The sequence below is a fragment of the Dokdonia sp. MED134 genome (assembly GCF_000152925.2).
GTDB lineage: Bacteria > Bacteroidota > Bacteroidia > Flavobacteriales > Flavobacteriaceae > Dokdonia.
The window spans coordinates 1492809-1512473 of record NZ_CP009301.1 but is presented as its reverse complement, the minus strand read 5'-3'; the positions used below and the strand labels follow the sequence as shown (position 1 = coordinate 1512473).

At 38.2% G+C, this 19665-nt stretch carries 19 protein-coding genes and 1 tRNA gene; 14 read left to right on the top strand and 6 right to left on the bottom strand.

The window, feature by feature from the left end; all coding sequences use genetic code 11:
* Positions 1–40: 40 nt before the first annotated feature.
* On the top strand, positions 41–742 hold the full coding sequence (locus tag MED134_RS06760; RefSeq protein WP_021778125.1) for a copper homeostasis protein CutC: 702 nt from the start codon (positions 41–43) through the stop codon (positions 740–742).
* Entirely contained in the window at positions 739–1650 is a 912-nt protein-coding gene (locus MED134_RS06755; protein WP_021778126.1) for an ABC transporter substrate-binding protein, read from the top strand. The genes MED134_RS06760 and MED134_RS06755 overlap by 4 nt, the downstream gene beginning before the upstream one ends.
* A 55-nt stretch (positions 1651–1705) precedes the next feature.
* Here MED134_RS06755 and lepA read toward each other — a convergent pair whose 3' ends face one another.
* Positions 1706–3502 carry a translation elongation factor 4 gene (gene lepA, locus MED134_RS06750; RefSeq protein WP_038597376.1) on the bottom strand — a complete coding sequence of 599 codons (1797 nt, stop codon included), beginning with the start codon at positions 3500–3502 and terminating at the stop codon, positions 1706–1708.
* Between the two features lie 174 nt (positions 3503–3676).
* Here lepA and MED134_RS06745 point away from each other — a divergent pair, with 174 nt between their 5' ends.
* The 3 genes from MED134_RS06745 (at position 3677) to dusB (ending at position 8281) form a co-directional block, all read left to right on the top strand.
* Positions 3677–6049: an outer membrane beta-barrel protein gene (locus MED134_RS06745; protein WP_021778128.1), complete on the top strand. Its 2373-nt coding sequence runs from the start codon at positions 3677–3679 to the stop codon at positions 6047–6049.
* Positions 6050–6056: 7 nt separating this feature from the next.
* Positions 6057–7202: an acyltransferase family protein gene (locus tag MED134_RS14700; RefSeq protein WP_021778129.1), complete on the top strand. Its 1146-nt coding sequence runs from the start codon at positions 6057–6059 to the stop codon at positions 7200–7202.
* Between the two features lie 86 nt (positions 7203–7288).
* Complete coding sequence (gene dusB / locus MED134_RS06735; protein ID WP_021778130.1) at positions 7289–8281, top strand: tRNA dihydrouridine synthase DusB; 993 nt, start codon at positions 7289–7291, stop codon at positions 8279–8281.
* On the opposite strand, the gene MED134_RS06730 is transcribed toward dusB, so the two are convergent.
* Positions 8278–9483 (bottom strand): FtsX-like permease family protein, encoded by a 1206-nt coding sequence (locus tag MED134_RS06730; RefSeq protein WP_021778131.1) that lies wholly within the window; start codon positions 9481–9483, stop codon positions 8278–8280. The genes dusB and MED134_RS06730 overlap by 4 nt on opposite strands.
* Positions 9484–9876 (bottom strand): 30S ribosome-binding factor RbfA, encoded by a 393-nt coding sequence (gene rbfA, locus MED134_RS06725; protein ID WP_021778132.1) that lies wholly within the window; start codon positions 9874–9876, stop codon positions 9484–9486.
* Between the two features lie 133 nt (positions 9877–10009).
* Here rbfA and mce point away from each other — a divergent pair, with 133 nt between their 5' ends.
* The 3 genes from mce (at position 10010) to MED134_RS06710 (ending at position 11232) form a co-directional block, all read left to right on the top strand.
* Positions 10010–10414 (top strand): methylmalonyl-CoA epimerase, encoded by a 405-nt coding sequence (gene mce / locus MED134_RS06720; RefSeq protein ID WP_021778133.1) that lies wholly within the window; start codon positions 10010–10012, stop codon positions 10412–10414.
* A gap of 87 nt (positions 10415–10501) precedes the next feature.
* Positions 10502–10575 (top strand) — tRNA-Ile (locus MED134_RS06715).
* Between the two features lie 432 nt (positions 10576–11007).
* Entirely contained in the window at positions 11008–11232 is a 225-nt protein-coding gene (locus tag MED134_RS06710) for a hypothetical protein (protein ID WP_038597373.1), read from the top strand.
* Here MED134_RS06710 and MED134_RS06705 read toward each other — a convergent pair.
* Positions 11216–11803, bottom strand: a complete 588-nt coding sequence (locus MED134_RS06705; RefSeq protein WP_021778134.1) for a riboflavin synthase — start codon at positions 11801–11803, stop codon at positions 11216–11218. The genes MED134_RS06710 and MED134_RS06705 overlap by 17 nt on opposite strands.
* A 59-nt stretch (positions 11804–11862) precedes the next feature.
* Between MED134_RS06705 and pdxA the strand changes: the two genes are divergently transcribed.
* The 6 genes from pdxA (at position 11863) to accC (ending at position 16940) form a co-directional block, all read left to right on the top strand.
* Complete coding sequence (pdxA, locus tag MED134_RS06700; protein WP_035325573.1) at positions 11863–12945, top strand: 4-hydroxythreonine-4-phosphate dehydrogenase PdxA; 1083 nt, start codon at positions 11863–11865, stop codon at positions 12943–12945.
* Between the two features lie 116 nt (positions 12946–13061).
* Entirely contained in the window at positions 13062–13601 is a 540-nt protein-coding gene (locus MED134_RS06695; RefSeq protein ID WP_038597369.1) for a YceD family protein, read from the top strand.
* 9 nt (positions 13602–13610) lie between these two features.
* Complete coding sequence (gene rpmF, locus MED134_RS06690) at positions 13611–13808, top strand: 50S ribosomal protein L32 (protein WP_021778137.1); 198 nt, start codon at positions 13611–13613, stop codon at positions 13806–13808.
* A gap of 161 nt (positions 13809–13969) precedes the next feature.
* The gene (locus tag MED134_RS06685; RefSeq protein WP_021778138.1) at positions 13970–14968 is read left to right on the top strand and encodes a beta-ketoacyl-ACP synthase III; all 999 of its coding nucleotides are present in this window, start codon (positions 13970–13972) and stop codon (positions 14966–14968) included.
* Positions 14969–14995: 27 nt separating this feature from the next.
* Complete coding sequence (gene accB / locus MED134_RS06680; protein WP_021778139.1) at positions 14996–15484, top strand: acetyl-CoA carboxylase biotin carboxyl carrier protein; 489 nt, start codon at positions 14996–14998, stop codon at positions 15482–15484.
* Positions 15485–15590: 106 nt separating this feature from the next.
* Positions 15591–16940, top strand: coding sequence for an acetyl-CoA carboxylase biotin carboxylase subunit (gene accC, locus MED134_RS06675; protein WP_021778140.1), 1350 nt, complete (start codon positions 15591–15593; stop codon positions 16938–16940).
* A gap of 57 nt (positions 16941–16997) precedes the next feature.
* Here accC and MED134_RS06670 read toward each other — a convergent pair whose 3' ends face one another.
* Positions 16998–17471, bottom strand: coding sequence for a DinB family protein (locus tag MED134_RS06670; RefSeq protein ID WP_021778141.1), 474 nt, complete (start codon positions 17469–17471; stop codon positions 16998–17000).
* A 163-nt stretch (positions 17472–17634) separates the two neighbouring features.
* On the bottom strand, positions 17635–19464 hold the full coding sequence (locus MED134_RS06665) for a PLP-dependent transferase (RefSeq protein ID WP_021778142.1): 1830 nt from the start codon (positions 19462–19464) through the stop codon (positions 17635–17637).
* Positions 19465–19665 lie beyond the last annotated feature (201 nt).

Here is a 19665-nt window from a genome sequence, read left to right as displayed (position 1 = left end):
CAAAATTTGACAGTGGTTTTAGGTTTAGTACCTTTAGTATATGAAAATTGAGGTATGTGCAAATTCATTTGAGAGTGCTCTAGCGGCGCAAAATGGAGGTGCACATCGTATTGAGTTATGCGAGCAGCTTGACGTAGGAGGTGTAACACCTAGTCACTCACTTTTTGAGAAGGTGATGCAAGAACTATCAATAACATCTTTTGTGCTTATACGACCACGCGCTGGTAATTTTATATACTCAAATAGCGAGTTTAAAACGATGCTGCGTGATATTGCTTTTGCAAAGTCTATGGGTGTGCAAGGTATTGTTTCTGGCGTGCTGCTCAGTGATCATATAATAGACATTAAAAGAACATCACAGCTTGTAAAGGCTAGTGAGGGAATGTCTTTTACTTTTCATCGTGCGTTTGATCAAGTGCTAGATCCTGTAAAAGGTCTAGAGCAGCTTATAGAGCTAGGCGTAGATCGCGTTCTTACTTCTGGTCAAAAACCAGATGTTATTGAGGGGTTTGATGTTTTGAAATCACTACGCGAGCAAGCTAAGGAGCGCATTGTTATTCTGCCAGGAGGCGGAGTTTCAATTACAAATGTTGAAAAATTTTTAGATGCTGGTTTTAAAGAAGTGCACGGCAGCTTTCGCGAAAGCGCAATAGAAAACTCTTCACATCAACAACGCATAAAGAAAGAAAAACATACAAATCAACAGACTATAAAACAACTCATCAAACTAATCAAAAAATGAAATCAAATCACATTAAAATAGCACTAGACTGGACGCCTAATATAAATCATATAGGGTTTTTTGTGGCGCAAGCACAGGGCTTTTACAAAGAAGAAGGGCTAGAAGTAGCTATAGAAAATCCCGCCGCAGATAATTATGAACTGACCCCAGCAAAGAAGGTAGAGCTCGGTCTAGTAGATATGGCATTGTGCCCTACGGAGAGCTTGCTTAGCTACCGTACAAAGGCAAGCCCTTTTCCGCTTAAAGCGGTTGCTGCTATCTTGCAAGAAGATGTTAGTGCTATTGTGGTTAAACGTGATAGTGGTATCGCATCTCCTAGTTCTTTAGATCATAAAATTTATGCATCTTACAAAGCACGATATGAAGATGAGATCGTAAAACAAATGATACGTAATGATGGTGGTGAGGGAGTGCTAGAACTCGAGTATCCAGATAAGCTGGGTATTTGGGATGCGCTCATTGCAGGAACTTATGATGCTACCTGGGTGTTTTTAAATTGGGAAGGCGTGCAGGTGCAAGAGAGGGGTGATGACTTCACCTATTTTAAAATGGCAGATTATAAGGTACCATACTCATACTCACCAGTAATAGTTGCAGATGAAAATAGAATAGTGGCACGTAAGGAAGCTTACCAGGCCTTCCTTAAAGCTACTGCTCGAGGCTATCTATATTGTAAGGAGCAACCTGAGGAGGCTGTTGCTATACTCGCTACACTTGTGCCCGAAAAGGATAAAGAGATAGATCTTAAAAAGGCATTACAGATGTCTTTAAAAGCATTTGGTACAGGAGATTCTTGGGGGAGAATGGATCAGGGAGTTATAACCACTTTTTTAGAGTGGTTATATAACAAAGGTCTTGAGACAAAACCCATAGATGCCAATACCATTTTTACAAACGAGTTGCTGTAAAAGTAAAAAAGCTGCAAATATCATATTTGCAGCTTTTTTTATAATTTATATATGCCTAATCGTTAAGTTTAAGAACTGCCATAAACGCTTCTTGTGGTATCTCTACATTACCCACAGCACGCATACGTTTCTTACCTTTTTTCTGCTTTTCTAGAAGTTTACGCTTTCGCGAAATATCACCACCGTAACACTTAGCCGTTACATCTTTACGTAGTGCTTTTACCGTCTCACGAGAGATGATTTTTGCACCTATGGCAGCCTGTATAGGAATATCAAACTGCTGGCGTGGGATAAGTTCTCTTAATTTCTCACACATACGCTTACCTATATCATAAGCATTGTCTTGGTGTAAGAGCGCAGATAGTGCATCTACTGGTTGCCCGTTAAGAAGTACATCTACCTTAACCAGTTTTGAAGCCCTCATACCTATAGGAGAGTAGTCAAAACTCGCATACCCCTTTGAAACTGTTTTAAGACGATCATAAAAATCAAAAACAATCTCTGCAAGTGGCATATCAAAAGTAAGCTCAACACGCTCTGTTGTTAAGTATGTCTGGCTAGCTATTTGACCTCTCTTTTCTATACATAGAGACATTACAGGTCCTACAAAGTCAGACTTTGTAATAATAGTTGCTTTAATAAAAGGCTCTTCCACACGATTCATACTAGATGGATCTGGAAGGTCTGATGGATTATTTACTAAAATAATATCATCTGGATGTTTATTTGTAAACGCGTGATAAGATACGTTAGGTACTGTTGTGATAACAGTCATATCAAACTCGCGTTCTAATCTTTCTTGTATAATCTCGAGGTGTAACATTCCTAAGAATCCACATCTAAATCCAAAACCTAATGCCGCCGAACTTTCTGGCTCAAATACTAGAGAGGCATCATTAAGCTGTAGTTTTTCCATTGAGTTGCGTAGCTCCTCATAGTCCTCCGTGTCTACAGGATAAATACCTGCAAATACCATAGGCTTTACGTCTTCAAAACCTGCAATGGCGTTTTGTGTAGGGTTCTTTGCGTCTGTAATAGTATCACCTACTTTTACCTCACGGGCATCTTTTATACCTGTAATAAGGTATCCTACGTCACCCGCTTTTATTTCTTGCTTAGGTGCTTGTGTAAGTTTTAATGTTCCTACCTCATCTGCACCATAAGTGTTTCCAGTAGCGACAAATTTTATTTGTTGGTTTTTTCTAATAGAGCCATTTATTACTCTAAAGTACGTTTCTACTCCTCTAAAAGGGTTGTAAACACTATCAAAAATAAGCGCTTGTAGTGGCTCATCTGGATTACCCTTTGGAGCAGGTATGCGCTCTATTACTGCGGCAAGAATTTCTTCAATACCTATACCTGTCTTTGCAGATGCTGGAATTACTTCTTCTGCATCACAACCTAGTAGGTCTACAATATCATCTGTTACCTCTTCTGGATTTGCACTAGGTAAATCTACTTTGTTAAGTACAGGTATGATCTCTAGATCATTTTCTAGTGCCAGATAAAGGTTTGAGATAGTTTGTGCTTGTATACTCTGTGCTGCATCTACTACTAGAAGCGCTCCTTCACAAGCGGCTATACTACGCGATACTTCATATGAGAAATCTACGTGACCAGGTGTGTCTATGAGGTTGAGAATGTAATCTTCGCCTTTGTATTTATACTCCATCTGGATAGCGTGGGACTTAATGGTAATACCGCGCTCACGTTCCAAATCCATACTATCTAGTAATTGCGCCTGAGCTTCACGTTTTGTAACCGTAGCGGTCTCATCAAGGAGGCGGTCTGCTAGTGTACTCTTACCGTGGTCAATGTGCGCAATAATGCAAAAATTTCTAATATTCTTCATAGTCATAGCAAATAGGGTGCAAATATACGGCTATTAAGAGCTATTTATTTCTCAGTAAAATAGATTTTGCGTATTTGGTCGAAAAATCTTAAAATTTTGTGAAAAGTTGTTAGTAGTGTTATTACATTTAAAGCCTTAAAAACGAGCGTTATTAGACATATAATCACAATCCTGATGCTTTTTAGCATCTCATCAATCATCGCCCAAAACATACGCATACAAGGAGTTGTAAACACATCTCAAAACAGCCCAATTGCCTTTGCAAACGTCGTATTACTTGATGAGGAGCAAAAGCTGGTAAAGGGTACTATTACAGAAGAGGACGGCTCTTTTATTCTAGAAAACCTTAAAACGGGCACATATCACCTTAGAGTTAGTTTTGTAGGTTTTGACGACCAAAAAATTGAAAGTATACTACTAGAAAAAGACACAACTTTAAGGCCCATAGTGCTTAGCGCAAGTCAAGAAAGTCTAGATGAAGTTGTGCTTACTTCAAAAAAACCTACTGTTGTACGCAAAGCAGATAGACTTGTTTTTAATGTAGAAAATACCATACTATCATCCGGTAATACGATGGATATTTTAAAAAGAACTCCGGGAGTAGTTGTTAATCAAGAAGAGATTACAATTAGAAATGAAGGAGTTACTGTGTATCTCAACGATAAGAGAGTGCAGTTAAGTGCAGAAGAAATTCAAGATCTTTTAAGTAGTCTCTCTGGTGATGCTATACAATCTGTAGAAGTGATTGCAAATCCACCAGCTAGATATGAGGCAGAGGGAGGTCCTGTACTTAATATTGTTACTTCCAAGGTGGTGTCTCTAGGCTATAAAGGAACTGTTTTTGCTAGAGGAACTTACGGCATTTTTCCAAAACATTCTTTTGGGACGTCACAGTACTATAAAAATGAAAAATTGAATCTGTTTTTTAATTATAGTTTCAACCCGCAGAAGTCCTCTTTTAGGAGTGACGATTTTATAAACTATAGAACTGCAGATGAACGTATAAACTGGCTTCAAGATTTTGAACGTAAAAACTGGTCAAATGCTCATAACGCAAATCTTATTATAGATTATAAGCTTAATGAGACTTCGCAGTTAAGTTTTTCGGCTGTGGGCTTATATTCACCAGGTATTTATGATTACTCAAGATCTATAACAGATGTTACTTCATCTATAGAAGACCCGTACACGATTAGAACCTCTAGCGGATTAAATGGAGAGCGCACTAATATTGCGCTAGATGCAAAGTATACCAAGACGCTTAAAAATGGATCGTTGAGTATGAATGTGCATCATACTAATTTTTCGCGAAAGCGTGATCAATCTTTAAATTCTCGATATATAGATGCTACTGGAGACCTGTTTAGAAATGTGCGTTTTACGAGTGACTCTTTTCAAAATATTGAGATTTACACAGGGCAAATAGACTATGCAACGACCTTAGGGACTGTTGCTTTAGAGCTGGGTGCGAGAACGTCTATTATAGATTCTAGATCTGTGGTTAAATTTCCAACTATTGTAGATAGTGGTGTGTCAGGCTTGCAAGAAGCACAAGATGATGATTTTCTTTATGATGAAGATATTGTTGCGGGTTATGTTTCTGTTGCAAAAGACTGGGATAAATGGAATGTAAAAGCTGGGTTGCGCGCAGAGCAAACTAACTCAAAGGGAACTTCGCTTGCGCTTAACGAGATTAACGACTTGGACTATCTGGAATTTTTTCCAACTGCATATGTGCAGTATGCTCCTGTTGAGAATCATAGTTTTAGCCTAGACTACTCAAGAAGAGTAGATAGGCCTAGGTATCAAGATTTAAACCCATTTGCCTATTTCTTAAATGAAAACAATTTTGATCAAGGTAATGCACAGTTAACTCCAGCTTTTAGTCATCGATTTAATTTTAATTATACTTTAAAAAGTGCTTACTCTTTTGATCTCTATTATCGTGATAATGGAAATGAGATATTAAGGCTTCCTTTTCAAAATAACGATGCACAAGTATTGCGTACCTCAAATCAAAATGCCTTAGATAGTAAATCTTGGGGTCTCGACTTCACACACGGTAGAAGTATTTCAGACTGGTATTATTTATATACATACTTAAGTGCCTTTCACGAGGAGGTAACCTTCCTCGCGCAAGAGAGTGGCAATGTTGCTCAAGATAACAAGGTAGATGGAGTGTATGCATACATTGGTAATTATCTCACCCTAAGTAAAGATAGAAGTTGGACAGCAGAGGTGAGCGCAGAGTATATTTCTAAATTCTTATTTGGCAGCTATATTCAAGACCGTGTGATAACATTAAATGCCGGTGTACAAAAGAAGTTTTGGAAAAACAGAGCTATACTTAAAGTAACAGTAAATGACATACTAGGCGAGGCAAATGCTTTGCTTACCTCTCAATATCTTAACCAAGACAATGCTTATTTCGCTGTTCCAGAGACACAAAACTTGCAAGTAGGCTTTACCTATAAGTTTGGTAATTTTAAATTACAAGATAATAATAGAGCTCTTGAGATTGATGAGTTAGAACGACTTAAAGAATAATCATCTTTTGAGTAGCAGCCCTTCATCTAAGCAGCGTGTTTTTGGGCTTGACTTAATGCGAGCAATAGCGATTCTTGCTGTTTTAGGATCTCATATTTTATATATTTTTCCCGAGCAATATGGAGGTGTCATCCCGCTACTACAATTAGGGGGAGTGATGGGCGTAGAGATCTTTTTTGTGCTGAGCGGCTATTTAATAGGGTCTATATTGCTTAGGCTATTTGTAAAAGAAGATTTTGGGATGAGCGATGTTAAGTATTTTTTAATACGCAGGTGGTTCCGTACGTTGCCTAGTTATTACCTCGCTTTAGTTCTCAATATTTTGCTAGTTATTGCGATAGGTAGACAGCTTCCAGAAAATATACCATACTACTTTCTTTTCCTTCAGAATTTCTCTTCGGGGATGGAAGTGTTTTTTACAGAGTCGTGGAGCTTGCCAGTAGAGGAGGTGGCATATATTATAGGGCCATTGTTGTTATATGTTGCGGTTTACGCTTTCGCGAAAGCAAAAAAAGAAACCTTATTCCTGGGCAGCACAATAGCAGTCATAATCGTATTTCTTATAACTAAATTACTCTACCATTTTACCACACCAACACTTGATGCACAACAGTGGAACATAAATCTAAAGGCAGTAGTCATCTACCGAATAGATGCGATTTATTATGGTGTGCTGGCAGCATATCTATCTCATAAATACTTAAAACACTGGCTTAAGCACAAACAGTTATTATTTGCTTTAGGGATAATATTGTTTTTTGGGTTTCAGTTTGTTTTAGGAAAATACAGTTTAGATCCTGTGGCTGCATCATTTATTTGGGATGTAATCTATTTGCCATTTACTTCGATTGCCATCGCTCTTACTTTGCCAGTTCTTTCTTCTTGGCAACAAGCGCCTAGATTTATAGCTGTGCCCATACGTTATGTAAGTATAACCTCATATGCGGTTTACCTCTTGCATTATGGGTTATTGTTGCAGGGTATGCGATGGTTGTGGCCTATAGAGTTGTTAAGTTTTAATGAGAGAGTGGGTTATGCAGCCATATACTTTATACTTTTATTTCTAATAGCAGGGTTGTGGTACCGTCTTTATGAAAAACCTATGACAGACCTACGCGATAAGCATTTTATAACGAGTAGGTATAAACACTAAAAAGAAGTTACCTTTGTACCAGATTAAATTATTTGAGTTCTTTTGTGCGTGATACGTATCAAGGGAATAAGGCAAGGAAATTAAGTATGGCAAAAATAGGAGATATAGATGTAGGTGATTTTCCGCTATTACTAGCACCTATGGAGGATGTAAGTGATCCACCATTTAGAGCGTTATGTAAAGAACAGGGGGCAGATGTTGTATATACAGAGTTTATATCTAGTGAAGGGTTGATACGTGACGCTGCAAAGAGTGTGATGAAACTGGATATTTATGAAAAAGAACGTCCTGTAGGTATTCAGATTTTTGGAGCAGTAGAGGAGTCTATGTTGCGCAGTGTGGAGATTGTAGAGGCAAGTGGGCCAGATATTATTGATATTAACTTTGGGTGTCCAGTCAAGAAAGTAGTATCAAAAGGAGCTGGTGCGGGTATCTTAAAAGATATAGACCTTATGGTTAAGTTAACCAAGTCTATGGTAGAGCATACTAAGCTGCCTGTTACTGTAAAAACCCGCTTAGGTTGGGATCACGAAAGTATTAAGATTGTTGAGGTTGCAGAGCGTTTGCAAGATGTAGGTTGTGCTGCAATATCTATACACGGTCGTACACGTGCACAAATGTATAAAGGTGATGCAGACTGGAAACCAATTGCTGCTGTAAAGAATAATCAAAGAATGCACATCCCAGTGTTTGGCAACGGAGATGTAAACTCTCCAGAGCGTGCTGTGGAGATGCGCGATGAGTATGGTCTTGATGGAGCGATGATAGGTCGTGCAAGTATAGGCTATCCGTGGTTTTTTAATGAAGTAAAGCACTTTATGAAAACAGGAGAGCATAAAAAGCCACCTACCTTAGTAGAACGCGTAGAAGCTGCACGACGTCACCTAGAGATGTCTATAGCTTGGAAAGGAGAGATACTTGGCGTGTTTGAAACAAGGAGGCATTATACAAACTACTTTAGAGGGATTCCGCATTTTAAGGAATACCGTATGAAGCTAGTAACTTCAGATAAAAGTGAAGATGTATTTGCTGCATTAAATCTTATTGAAGAGAAGTTTGCAGGCTACGAGTTTGTCTAGTCTGAGCTTATAAATTTCTTATTTATCCTTGAGGCTGCAAGTCTAGCGCTTAAAAAGCCTAGTATCACTATTGTTGCATATACGATTACGATATTTACCAGCTCAAATTTTACGGGGTAGGGTAAACTCTCTGTAATTGGGATAAAGCCAAACTGCTGCTGTATTACAATAAGAATTGCACCTAGTATAATCCCTACAGCGCCACCTAGAAGAATCATCAGTGCGCCTTGAGTAAATATAATCATACGTATAGATGCTAGAGATGCGCCTAGATCGCTTAGTGTTTTAATATGCTTGCGCTTATCTACTATAATCATAATAAGACTCCCTATAAAGCTAAAAAGAGCTATTATAAGTACGAGCGTGCATATAAAATAGAGTGCGAGGTTTTCAGTATTGAGCATCTTGTAGAGGGCGTCATTAAGCTCTATTCTGTTTTTTATGATCACGTTGTTATTGAGTAGCGAGCTTATTTTTTCGTGTAAGCGGTCTTCGTCTGCTTCTGGAGATAATTTAATCTCAAGTGTACTTATCTTATCTTCTGGGTAACCCAATAGTGCGCCTACAAAGTCAATATTTGCAAAAATATGATCATTGTCAAGTGTCTCGCCGGCTTGAAAAACTCCACTCACCACTGCCTTTGATGAGTTAAAAGCTTGTGTAGGGTCTGTGATTTGTCCCGTACCAGGTTTTGGTGTCATTACAGAGAGTAGGCTGCTATAGTCTGTTAGGTTAACAGAGAGTCTTCTTCTTACAAGATAGCCCATAGCTACTGCTGGCTCACCTACAGTAGGCCAGTTTCCGGCAAAGATGGTGCTATCTATTTGAGTAACGTTAAGGTAATTTTCATCTACTCCTTTTATAAAGCCCAGTGAGGTTTTACCCTCGTGCTCGAGGTATGCACGTTCTTCTATTACTTTTGAGTATGCTTGTATCTCTGTAAATGAGGCGAGCTCCTTTTCTTGAGTAGGGGTGAGGGTAATTGTTTTGCCAGTAGCGGGTAGTACTTTAATGTCTGGGTCTATAATAGACGTAATAGAGAGGTTAAACTCCTTAAGCCCAGAAAAAGCAGAGAGCACAATAAATAGAACCATCGTGCCTAAAATGATACTCCCTATAGATATGTAGGTAATTATGTTTACAGCATTTGTACCACTTTTTGATACAAGGTAACGTTGCGCTATATAGCGAGCAAACTGCATTTATATTTTCTTTCTACGAGCGAGTAAACTTGGATCTTCTAGTGGGTTGTCACCACCTTTAAGAGAGCGCTCTATACCATCTAGGTACTCTAGAGTGTCATCTATATAGAATTGAAGTTCTGGCATACGTCGCAGTTGGTGACGTGTGCGCTGTGATATGTTATGACGTATGATAGGTTTTACTTGATTTACCTCTTTAAGTATCTCAGTAGCCTTATCATTAGGGAAGATGCTCAGGTATACTTTTGCAATAGATAAGTCTGTAGGTACCTTAACCTTAGTTACAGACACAATAATGCCTCCTTGACCGCTGTCTCTAAGTGCGTTTTGAAGCACTTCTGCAAGATCTTTTTGAAGAACACCTGCTACTTTTTTCTGTCTGTTTGATTCCATAGACTGCAAAAATACGTTTTTTTGATATGTATTACTTTTGTCAAGCCTTGATATGCGGTATTTAACGTTGTATTATGGTTTTTACGCTTTCGCGAAAGCGTAATTCAAACATTTATAGTACCGAAAATAAGATATGGATAAGATAGAACACATAGGTATAGCTGTTAAAAATCTAGAGGCGGGCAACTCGCTTTATGAAAAACTACTGGGCGTACCACATTATAAGATTGAGGAAGTTGCCTCTGAAGGGGTGCGTACATCTTTCTTTAAAACAGGTCCTAATAAAATAGAGCTTCTAGAGGCGACAAACGATGATAGTGCAATCGCTAAGTTTATAGAAAAAAAGGGAGAAGGGATACATCACATAGCCTTTGCGGTAGAAAATATTGTAGAGGAGATGGAAAGATTAAAAAAAGAAGGGTTTATTATTCTTAATGAAAAGCCTAAGAAAGGTGCAGATAATAAGCTAGTTGCGTTTGTGCACCCTAAAACAGCAGGTGGTGTTCTTATAGAGTTATGTCAAGAAATTAATAATTAGCAAAGAAAAGCTTTGTTAGGGTGAAGATTTATTATAAATTTGCACCCGTTTTCAACTTCTATTAGATTAGAAAACATAGAAAACAACGGTCCCATAGCTCAGTTGGTTAGAGCATCTGACTCATAATCAGAGGGTCCTTGGTTCGAGCCCAAGTGGGACCACTTAGTAAACCTCGCAAACATCTGTTTGCGAGGTTTTTTTATGCGTTATAATGAGAGATGTTCTAATCTCTGTAAAACGTGTTTTGCGGTATTTTATCCAGATTAAAGGATATGTATCTCCGACGAACAACACAAAATCTAAAATTTTTTTGAAATTTTATTAAGGTGAGAGTTTGCTCCAACTTGTTAGAATTACATTTCTATTTACTTAATTTTCAAGTAATTATAAAATTAATTTTGTTAAAATCTAGAAAATGCCTCATTTGTTTTAAGATTAAAACTCTCTAGAAACCCTATTTTTTTTAACCAAAAATTCAATTTTATCGATAAAATACGTATTATTGTCGATGTAATACACAATTACAACCTACTTAACCCTCATTAAATTAGTATTAATTTAACTAGTTTAAAACATTTTATATTTGAATTACTATGAGCCCCAAACTCAGAAATTTCATTACAACAGCCCCCCTTTTATTTATGGGGATAAGTGCGTTTGCTGGTAAAGAAGCACCGCCTCCGCCAGGTAGAACCCCTCTACCTGGGCTTATTGCGCCCATAGATGATCACCTCCCATTATTACTTATAGGAGGTCTACTACTAGGTGCGTATTATATGTATAAAATTAAAATGAAAAAGGCTAGTAGCCCTCAGTAAGTCTTTTTACATACTTGCCTATAACATCAAACTCAAGGTTTACACGAGTACCTACTTTAAAGTTTTTAAAGCCTGTGTGTTCATAAGTGTAAGGAATTATAGCTACGCTAAAAGCTCCTTCTTTTGAGTCTACAACAGTGAGACTAGTGCCATTTACAGTAATAGAGCCTTTTTCTATGGTAACATTTCCTAGTGAGGTGTCGTAGTCAAAGGTGAATCTCCAGCTTCCATCTTCTTCACTTATAGCTGTACAGGTTCCTACTTGGTCTACGTGACCTTGTACAATATGACCGTCTAGTCTTGCGCCTAGTTTCATCGCGCGCTCTAGGTTTACAATATCGTTTACAGCGAGATCGTTGAGGTTTGTTTTATCTAGCGTTTCTTGTATGGCTGTAACCGTATAAGTGTCTCCATCTATACTTACTACTGTAAGGCATACGCCGTTGTGTGCTACACTTTGGTCTATTTTGAGCTCATTTGTGATTGCACTTTTTACTTTGTAGTGTATATTTTCTTGATCCTTAGTGATTGATTCAATAGAGGCTAGATCTTCAATAATACCTGTAAACATAAATGGTTTTTATTTGGTTACTTTTGTGTTACAAAAATACAAAACCCGAAAGGCATCAAATGAATAAACAGCAAAAAGTACGTGTAGGGATTTCTATAGGAGATTTAAATGGTATAGGCGCAGAGATTGTGATCAAGACGTTTTCTGAGGCAATGATGTTAGATTTTTGTACGCCTGTAATTTTTGCTTCGGCAAAGACACTTTCATATATAAAGAAAGAACTGGGGCTTCAAGCAGAGTTTTATGGGATAGACGCTTTCGCGAAAGCGTTAGATAATAAGATTAATGTCTTTAACCTGTGGAAAGAGCCTGTAAGTATATCTTGGGGAGAGGCTACAGGTATTGCGGGTGATTATGCACTCAAGTCATTTACAGCAGCAACAAAGGCGCTTAAAGATGGTGATATAGATGTGCTAGTAACGGCACCTATAAACAAAGCAAATATCCAGAAAGAAGATTTTGCCTTTCCTGGTCATACAGATTATCTTGCTCAGGAGCTTACAGGTGATGCTATGATGCTTATGGTGACAGATACATTAAAAGTGGGGCTTCTTACAGATCACGTCGCTGTAAAAGATGTGGCAAGTAATATCACACCAGATGTAATAAAAAAGAAAGTAAATACACTATATAAATGCCTGCAACAAGATTTTGGGGTAGATAGGCCTAAAATAGCATTGCTAGGCATTAACCCTCACGTGGGAGATAATGGTGTGATAGGTGATGATGATGATAAAGTGCTTATCCCTACCCTAGAAAAAATGAGAGCTACAGGACAGCTTGTGTATGGTCCTTATGCGGCAGATAGTTTTTTTGGTTCTGGTAATTATAAAAATTTTGATGCTATTCTTGCTGCATATCACGATCAAGGTTTGATACCATTTAAAACCTTATCATTTGGTAAAGGTGTTAATTATACAGCTGGGCTAGATAAGGTGAGAACATCTCCAGATCACGGTACGGCTTATGAGATAGCTGGTAAGGGTGAAGCAGATCCTGGTTCTTTTAGAGAAGCTGTGTATGCGGCTATCAATATTTATAATAAAAGAAAAGAATACCAAGAGATAACAAAAGATATACTCAAGGTGTCGCCAAAACGCGCAGGAAGAGAGCGTGCAGGTAGAGGCCCAGCAAGAAAGTAAGTGTAATATAGTTGTGCAATGCATTAATCATATAGCTGTTAGATTAATTTTTTTAATTCTTAGCTATTGTGATTTAAAAAATTATGTATCTTTGCACGCTCCAAACGGATGATGTGATGAAAGAATTAAAACTATACACTATACAGTACGTAGGTTTAAAAGAAGGAGAGCATACGTTTGAGTACACGATTACAAAATCGTTCTTTGATCTTTTTAACTATGATGACTTTAACGATGCAAGCGTTGAGGCTACACTTCTCTTAACAAAGAAGTCTACCTTTATGGAGTTTGATTTTAATATCTCAGGAACAATCAATGTAAATTGTGATGTGACAAATGAGCCTTATGATCAGCCTGTAAGTGGGAGCTATGAGCTTGTAGTTAAGTTTGGTCAAGAGTTTAATGATGATATTGAAGATGTTCTAATACTCCCATTTGGAGAGTATGAAGTAAATGTCGCTCAGTATATTTATGAACTTATTGTGCTGTCTATGCCTAATAAAAGGGTTCACCCTGGTATAGCAGATGGAACATTAAAGTCAGATATTTTAGAAAAGCTGGAAGAATTAAGTATTCCAGACCAAAGAGCAAAAGAAGAGAAAGAAGAGACAGATCCTAGATGGGATTCGTTAAAAAAACTATTAACAGATAAATAAGAGTACGTAATGGCACATCCTAAAAGAAAAATCTCAAAAACAAGAAGAGATAAAAGAAGAACGCATTACAAAGCTGCTATACCTCAAATAGCTGTAGACCCTACAACAGGAGAAGCGCACCTTTACCACAGAGCACATTGGTTTGAAGGTAAGTTATACTATAGAGGTCAGGTAGTTATTGATAAGACTGAGGAGATAGAAGCTTAAGCTTCTATTTTCAAGACATAGAACTCTCACATTGTGAGAGTTTTTTTTATGCGTAGGATTGTCAAAAAAAGTTAATTGTAGGCCATTTTTGATCAATTTTTAGTATTTTTCTCATCGTTTTGTTCTTAACTGAATAAAGACGAAAAATCTAACTGAAACAAATGAGTAAAATCTCAGCGGCAATTACAGCTGTAGGAGCTTATGTTCCAGACTATGTGTTGACTAACGATATTTTAGCAACTATGGTTGATACCAATGATGAGTGGATTACCACTCGTACAGGTATTAAAGAACGTAGAATTCTTAAAGAAGAAGGCAAAGGAACCTCGTTTCTTGCCATCAAAGCAGCACAAGATCTTCTTGAAAAAAAGCAACTCGATCCCAAAGAGTTAGATATGGTAATCGTAGCAACTGCTACACCAGATATGCCAGTAGCCTCAACCGCAGTATATACAGCCTCTCAAATAGGTGCGACTAATGCATTTGCATTTGATCTCACAGCTGCTTGCTCTAGCTTCCTTTACGGGATGTCTACAGCAGCTAGTTATATTGAGTCTGGTAGGTATAAAAAAGTACTGCTCATAGGCGCAGATAAAATGTCATCTATTATAGACTACACAGATAGAGCCACGTGCATCATCTTTGGAGATGGTGGAGGTGCAGTACTATTTGAACCTAATGAAGAAGGGATGGGACTCCAAGATGAGTACCTTAGATCTGACGGAATAGGAAGAGAATACCTTAAGATAGATGCAGGAGGGAGTATACTACCCACTTCACAAGAAACTTTAGATAACAAACAGCACACAGTTTTTCAAGATGGAAAAACCGTATTTAAATTTGCTGTTTCAAATATGGCAGATGTAAGTGATAAAATTATGAAACGTAATAACCTTACAGGTGACGACGTTAACTTTTTAATCGCACATCAAGCTAACAAACGAATTATAGACGCTACTGCCAAAAGGATGGAGCTAGATGAGGATAAAGTACTCATTAATATCCATAAATATGGTAACACCACATCGGCCACTTTACCACTGTTGATGAGCGACTATGAGAATAAACTAAAAAAAGGAGATAATATCATATTTGCCGCTTTTGGTGGTGGATTCACTTGGGGTTCGATCTACCTCAAATGGGCATATAACTCTAATTAAACCTAAACAGACTAAATTCAAACACTTATGGATTTAAAAGAAATTCAAAATCTGATTAAATTTGTTGCAAAGTCAGGCGCTAGCGAAGTAAAACTTGAGATGGATGACGTAAAAATCACTATCAGAACTGGTGCAGACGATGAGAAAGCACCAACTACTTTCTTACAGCAAATGCCAGCAATGCAAATGGCTCCAGCAGCACCAGCGGCTCCAGCACCAGTTGCAGAGGTAGCAGCACCTGCAGCACCAGCGGCCCCAGCAGAAGATAATTCAAAATACATAACTATTAAGTCTCCTATAATCGGAACCTTCTATAGAAAACCGGCTCCAGACAAGCCTATGTTTGTAGAAGTAGGAAAGACTATAGGTGAAGGTGATGTGCTTTGTGTTATTGAAGCGATGAAACTTTTTAACGAGATCGAAAGTGAAGTGTCAGGTACGATTGTAAAAGTACTAGTAGACGATTCTTCTCCAGTAGAATTTGATCAGCCATTATTCTTGGTAGATCCATCATAATCCCTTGCGGGTATTTTAATCATTGAGGAGACTGTGGTTTTTTACGCTTTCGCGAAAGCGAGACCTAAACAACAACACGCAGTAATCACAATAAAAAATAAACAGTATGTTTAAGAAGATACTTATAGCAAACCGTGGTGAGATTGCCCTTAGGGTAATACGTACGTGTAAAGAGATGGGGATTAAAACGGTAGCTGTATACTCTACAGCAGACCGTGAGAGTCTTCACGTAAAATTTGCAGACGAGGCAGTATGTATAGGCCCAGCAGCAAGTAACGAGTCTTACCTTAAGATGTCTAACGTTATTGCAGCAGCAGAGATTACAAATGCAGACGCCATACACCCGGGATATGGATTCCTTTCTGAAAACGCAAAGTTTTCAAAAATATGTGAGGAGCACGACATAAAATTTATTGGAGCATCTGCAGAGATGATTTCAAAAATGGGAGATAAAGCTACTGCAAAAGAAACTATGAAAGCCGCAGGCGTACCTTGTGTACCAGGATCTGACGGTATCATAAAAGATTTTGAAGAGTGTCAAAAACTTGCCATAGAGACGGGTTACCCTGTAATGCTAAAAGCTACCGCTGGTGGTGGAGGTAAAGGTATGCGTGCCGTATGGAAAGAAGAAGACCTACTTAAAGCTTGGGAAGGTGCACGTCAAGAGAGTGCTGCAGCCTTTGGAAACGACGGTATGTATATGGAAAAGCTCATAGAAGAGCCACGCCATATCGAAATCCAAATTGTAGGAGATAGCACAGGTAAAGCCTGTCACCTGTCTGAAAGAGATTGTTCTGTACAAAGACGTCACCAAAAACTTACCGAAGAGACACCATCGCCATTTATGACAGATGAGTTACGTGAGCGTATGGGTGAAGCAGCAGTAAAAGCAGCAGAGTTTATTAATTATGAAGGAGCAGGAACGGTTGAGTTTCTTGTAGACAAGCACCGCAACTTCTACTTTATGGAGATGAATACGCGTATACAAGTAGAGCACCCTATTACAGAGCAGGTAGTAGACTATGATCTTATACGTGAGCAAATACTTGTGGCAGCAGGCGTACCAGTTTCTGGTAAAAACTACTACCCACAACTACACTCTATAGAGTGTCGTATCAATGCTGAGGATCCTTTTAACGATTTTAGACCATCACCAGGACGTATTACAAATTTACACGCTCCAGGAGGACACGGTGTACGTATAGATACACACGTATATAGTGGGTATATGATACCACCTAACTATGACTCTATGATTGCTAAGTTAATTACGACTGCACAGACTAGAGAAGAGGCGATTAACAAAATGAAACGTGCTCTTGATGAGTTTGTAATAGAAGGTATAAAGACTACCATACCTTTCCACAGGCAACTTATGGATCACCCAGACTATATAGCTGGTAACTATACCACTAAGTTTATGGAAGACTTTGAGATGAAGCCTCTAGAAGACTAAATAACTAAAAACTCCCGATAGCAATATCGGGAGTTTTTTATTTTAAGGTAGCTCTTACTATACAGACTGTTGTCTAATTATTTTTTTGAGAACTACAATTTGCCCAAAATGATAATGAGAGTGCTCCAGCAGTCCCATCAGATTACGCTCATAAGTACCGTACTTTTCTAATACAAAATTACTCTTTAGCTCTTGGTCTGTAAGCCTAGATGCCTGAGATGCACATCTATCTAGATTTGTATACAATGTATCGAGTCTCAGTTTCCAAGCCTCTTGAGTTTTTAATATAGGTGCATTGTAGCTATATATATCTTTTGCAGTAAGTGGCTCACCATCTAGTACGCCGCTTACAGCTTCTATATAGTAATTTATGTGGTACACAAGCTTTGCAATGGTATTAAGGCCGTAAACAGCTTGATTTGCCTCTTCTAGTGTTATATCATCTAGATGTTCTTTAAGATGAGAACCCGTCGTGTTAGGTCCAGATATGAACTCTCTGAGGTGCTTTGCAAGATGTTGAGAAGTGGTCATTACGTTATTTTAATTACAAGATAATGTTTCTACATAAATTTTAAAACGCAATGTTACGCTTTCGCGAAAGCGTAATAAAATCCATAATGCTCATAACTAAAAAACGCTTGCAAAACCTAAAACAGATTCTACAAGCGTCTCTAAATTTTGCAACAAATTCTGGTTACATCTCACTTACAAATTCTTTAAAAATCTCTTTGTGACGTTCTAAATCCATATCTGGTGAGAGTGACACACGAGCGATGTAATCTTTATCACCCTCCTTAGTTGTTCCTTGGGTGGAGGTTGCAGGTATAGTCCAGTACACACCCTTAAGTTGCCCATAACTCACACAGTACTTGCTCTCCTCAGGGATTTTTGTAATCATTAAGTTTATAAGTTTGTGGTTGAGTGCTCTTTTATAAGTCTCACGCTGGGCTGGAGTATCGCCTTGAGTAGGTAAGTCTAGTGAAAACACAGATGGAGTAAATCCTTGCTGTGCAAGCTCTTCTGAAACAAAATTGATTTTTGCATCTGGCAGCACTTCGCTTATAAAGGTTACAAACTTACGTGTGTTTATATAAGCATCTGCAATGCGCTGGTTCATAGAAGGCAGTTGTTGAGCAAGTAGCTCATATTGCAAAGCGGTAGCCTCATTATCGCATATGGTTAAGTGCTTCTCGATATTTGCGATGAGCGGAGTTGCTTTTGTGTTTGCCACACAGTAGCCAGCAGTCACTTTACCGCCACTCGGAAATTTTGATCCGCTGGCGTATGAGATTGCCCTCACAGTTGATAGATAATCATCATCACCTAAGAAGTGTACATTAGGGCAAAACGTTTGATCTAGAATAAATACCGGATCTATTGCTGTGTCTCCACTAGGCGTTTTACGAGGAGTTCTCAACACTTCTTTAAGTTTTACAAGATCTGGCACCTCTACCCTTGGGTTTGTAGGGATCTCTGCAATGATGTATGGTATAGCATCTTGCTCTGCGAGTGTAGTAAGTACACGATCTACACTTTGTACCATATCATTATCACCATCTACCGGTAGGTCTACAACCTCTACATTATCAAGACAGGCAGCTACACGTCTTGCTTGGTCATTTGTCCCTCCATAACAGTTAGGTGGTACTACAAACTTGATTGCTTTACTAGGGTGTTGTTCTTGAGCTTCTGCTACAAGACCCATCATTATGGCATATTGTATAGATAGTCCACTTGAACCTACAAGCGCTTTTGAGTTTGCTTGTGTGATTTCTTTTATGGTACTTAAAACCTTTACTTTATCTGCTTCTTTGGTACTTTTATTAGCGGTAAAATCGGTTGTGTTTACGAGAGACTCTAGTGCTACAAGTGTGTTTTCTGGTGTCATTGCCACCGTCTCCCTTCTGCGCACGTGTTGTATATCTGCTACGTAGTGGTTGTTATTTTCTCCATTAATAATGAGAATACTACCTAGATCTCCATACGTATTTACATAAAAGTCTACTTCTTTATGTAAAGCTGTAGAAGCGATTTTTTGCTGTTCAGATAGTAGTACTGTGCTTCCATTAAAAGGTGTGATATCATCAACACTTTCTAGCTTTTGAAGCTCAAAGTTATAGCCGTACACTTCTTTTAAGGCTGTTGTGTCAAAACGAGAAGAGAGCACTCCAGTATATAAAATGCGTGTGCTCTTATTTTCTAATAAATTTTTACGGAGCACGGCAAGTACAGGTACAGTCTTAGACTGAAAGCTTATAACGCTTTCTGTCTTTAGGTCATATGTTTTTGCTATTGCCCATTCTAAAATACTTGATAGTGGGTGTCCCAGTCTAATATAATCATAAGCTGTAGGTAACTGGCTCAGTGATTCTTGATCTGAAACATTATTGTTATATAGTTTTTCAAACTCATAAAGAAACTGGCTTTTGGCTTGAGACTCATCATAAATATCTAATCTATGTGTGGTAAGACGTAACCAGTCTTGAGGCATTTCTTGTAATACTTCTTTTATATATGCTAGCATTGCGCTGTGTTTTTATGGTATCACCTCATAATCTGTGAGGCTTTATATGTGTCGCAAAGTTATGAGAAAGTATACAGAAAGAGGGGAGATTTATGCGTCTTAACGATTACTTAGCGTATTAAAAAACCACCCTAGATGACTAAGGTGGTTGTTTTTTAATTTGCTTTGGCGATATGCTATGCAAAGAGCTATATAAATTAG

Coding starts and splice junctions, on each gene's coding strand:
- MED134_RS06685 (WP_021778138.1), top strand. CDS start 13,970: ATGAGTAAAATCTCAGCGGCAATTACAGCTGTAGGAGCTTATGTTCCA.
- accB (WP_021778139.1), top strand. CDS start 14,996: ATGGATTTAAAAGAAATTCAAAATCTGATTAAATTTGTTGCAAAGTCA.
- MED134_RS06710 (WP_038597373.1), top strand. CDS start 11,008: ATGAGCCCCAAACTCAGAAATTTCATTACAACAGCCCCCCTTTTATTT.
- MED134_RS06730 (WP_021778131.1), bottom strand. CDS start 9,483: ATGCAGTTTGCTCGCTATATAGCGCAACGTTACCTTGTATCAAAAAGT.
- MED134_RS06665 (WP_021778142.1), bottom strand. CDS start 19,464: ATGCTAGCATATATAAAAGAAGTATTACAAGAAATGCCTCAAGACTGG.
- rbfA (WP_021778132.1), bottom strand. CDS start 9,876: ATGGAATCAAACAGACAGAAAAAAGTAGCAGGTGTTCTTCAAAAAGAT.
- MED134_RS06695 (WP_038597369.1), top strand. CDS start 13,062: ATGAAAGAATTAAAACTATACACTATACAGTACGTAGGTTTAAAAGAA.
- rpmF (WP_021778137.1), top strand. CDS start 13,611: ATGGCACATCCTAAAAGAAAAATCTCAAAAACAAGAAGAGATAAAAGA.
- accC (WP_021778140.1), top strand. CDS start 15,591: ATGTTTAAGAAGATACTTATAGCAAACCGTGGTGAGATTGCCCTTAGG.
- MED134_RS06705 (WP_021778134.1), bottom strand. CDS start 11,803: ATGTTTACAGGTATTATTGAAGATCTAGCCTCTATTGAATCAATCACT.
- MED134_RS06670 (WP_021778141.1), bottom strand. CDS start 17,471: ATGACCACTTCTCAACATCTTGCAAAGCACCTCAGAGAGTTCATATCT.
- MED134_RS06760 (WP_021778125.1), top strand. CDS start 41: ATGAAAATTGAGGTATGTGCAAATTCATTTGAGAGTGCTCTAGCGGCG.
- pdxA (WP_035325573.1), top strand. CDS start 11,863: ATGAATAAACAGCAAAAAGTACGTGTAGGGATTTCTATAGGAGATTTA.
- MED134_RS06745 (WP_021778128.1), top strand. CDS start 3,677: ATGCTTTTTAGCATCTCATCAATCATCGCCCAAAACATACGCATACAA.
- dusB (WP_021778130.1), top strand. CDS start 7,289: ATGGCAAAAATAGGAGATATAGATGTAGGTGATTTTCCGCTATTACTA.
- lepA (WP_038597376.1), bottom strand. CDS start 3,502: ATGAAGAATATTAGAAATTTTTGCATTATTGCGCACATTGACCACGGT.
- mce (WP_021778133.1), top strand. CDS start 10,010: ATGGATAAGATAGAACACATAGGTATAGCTGTTAAAAATCTAGAGGCG.
- MED134_RS06755 (WP_021778126.1), top strand. CDS start 739: ATGAAATCAAATCACATTAAAATAGCACTAGACTGGACGCCTAATATA.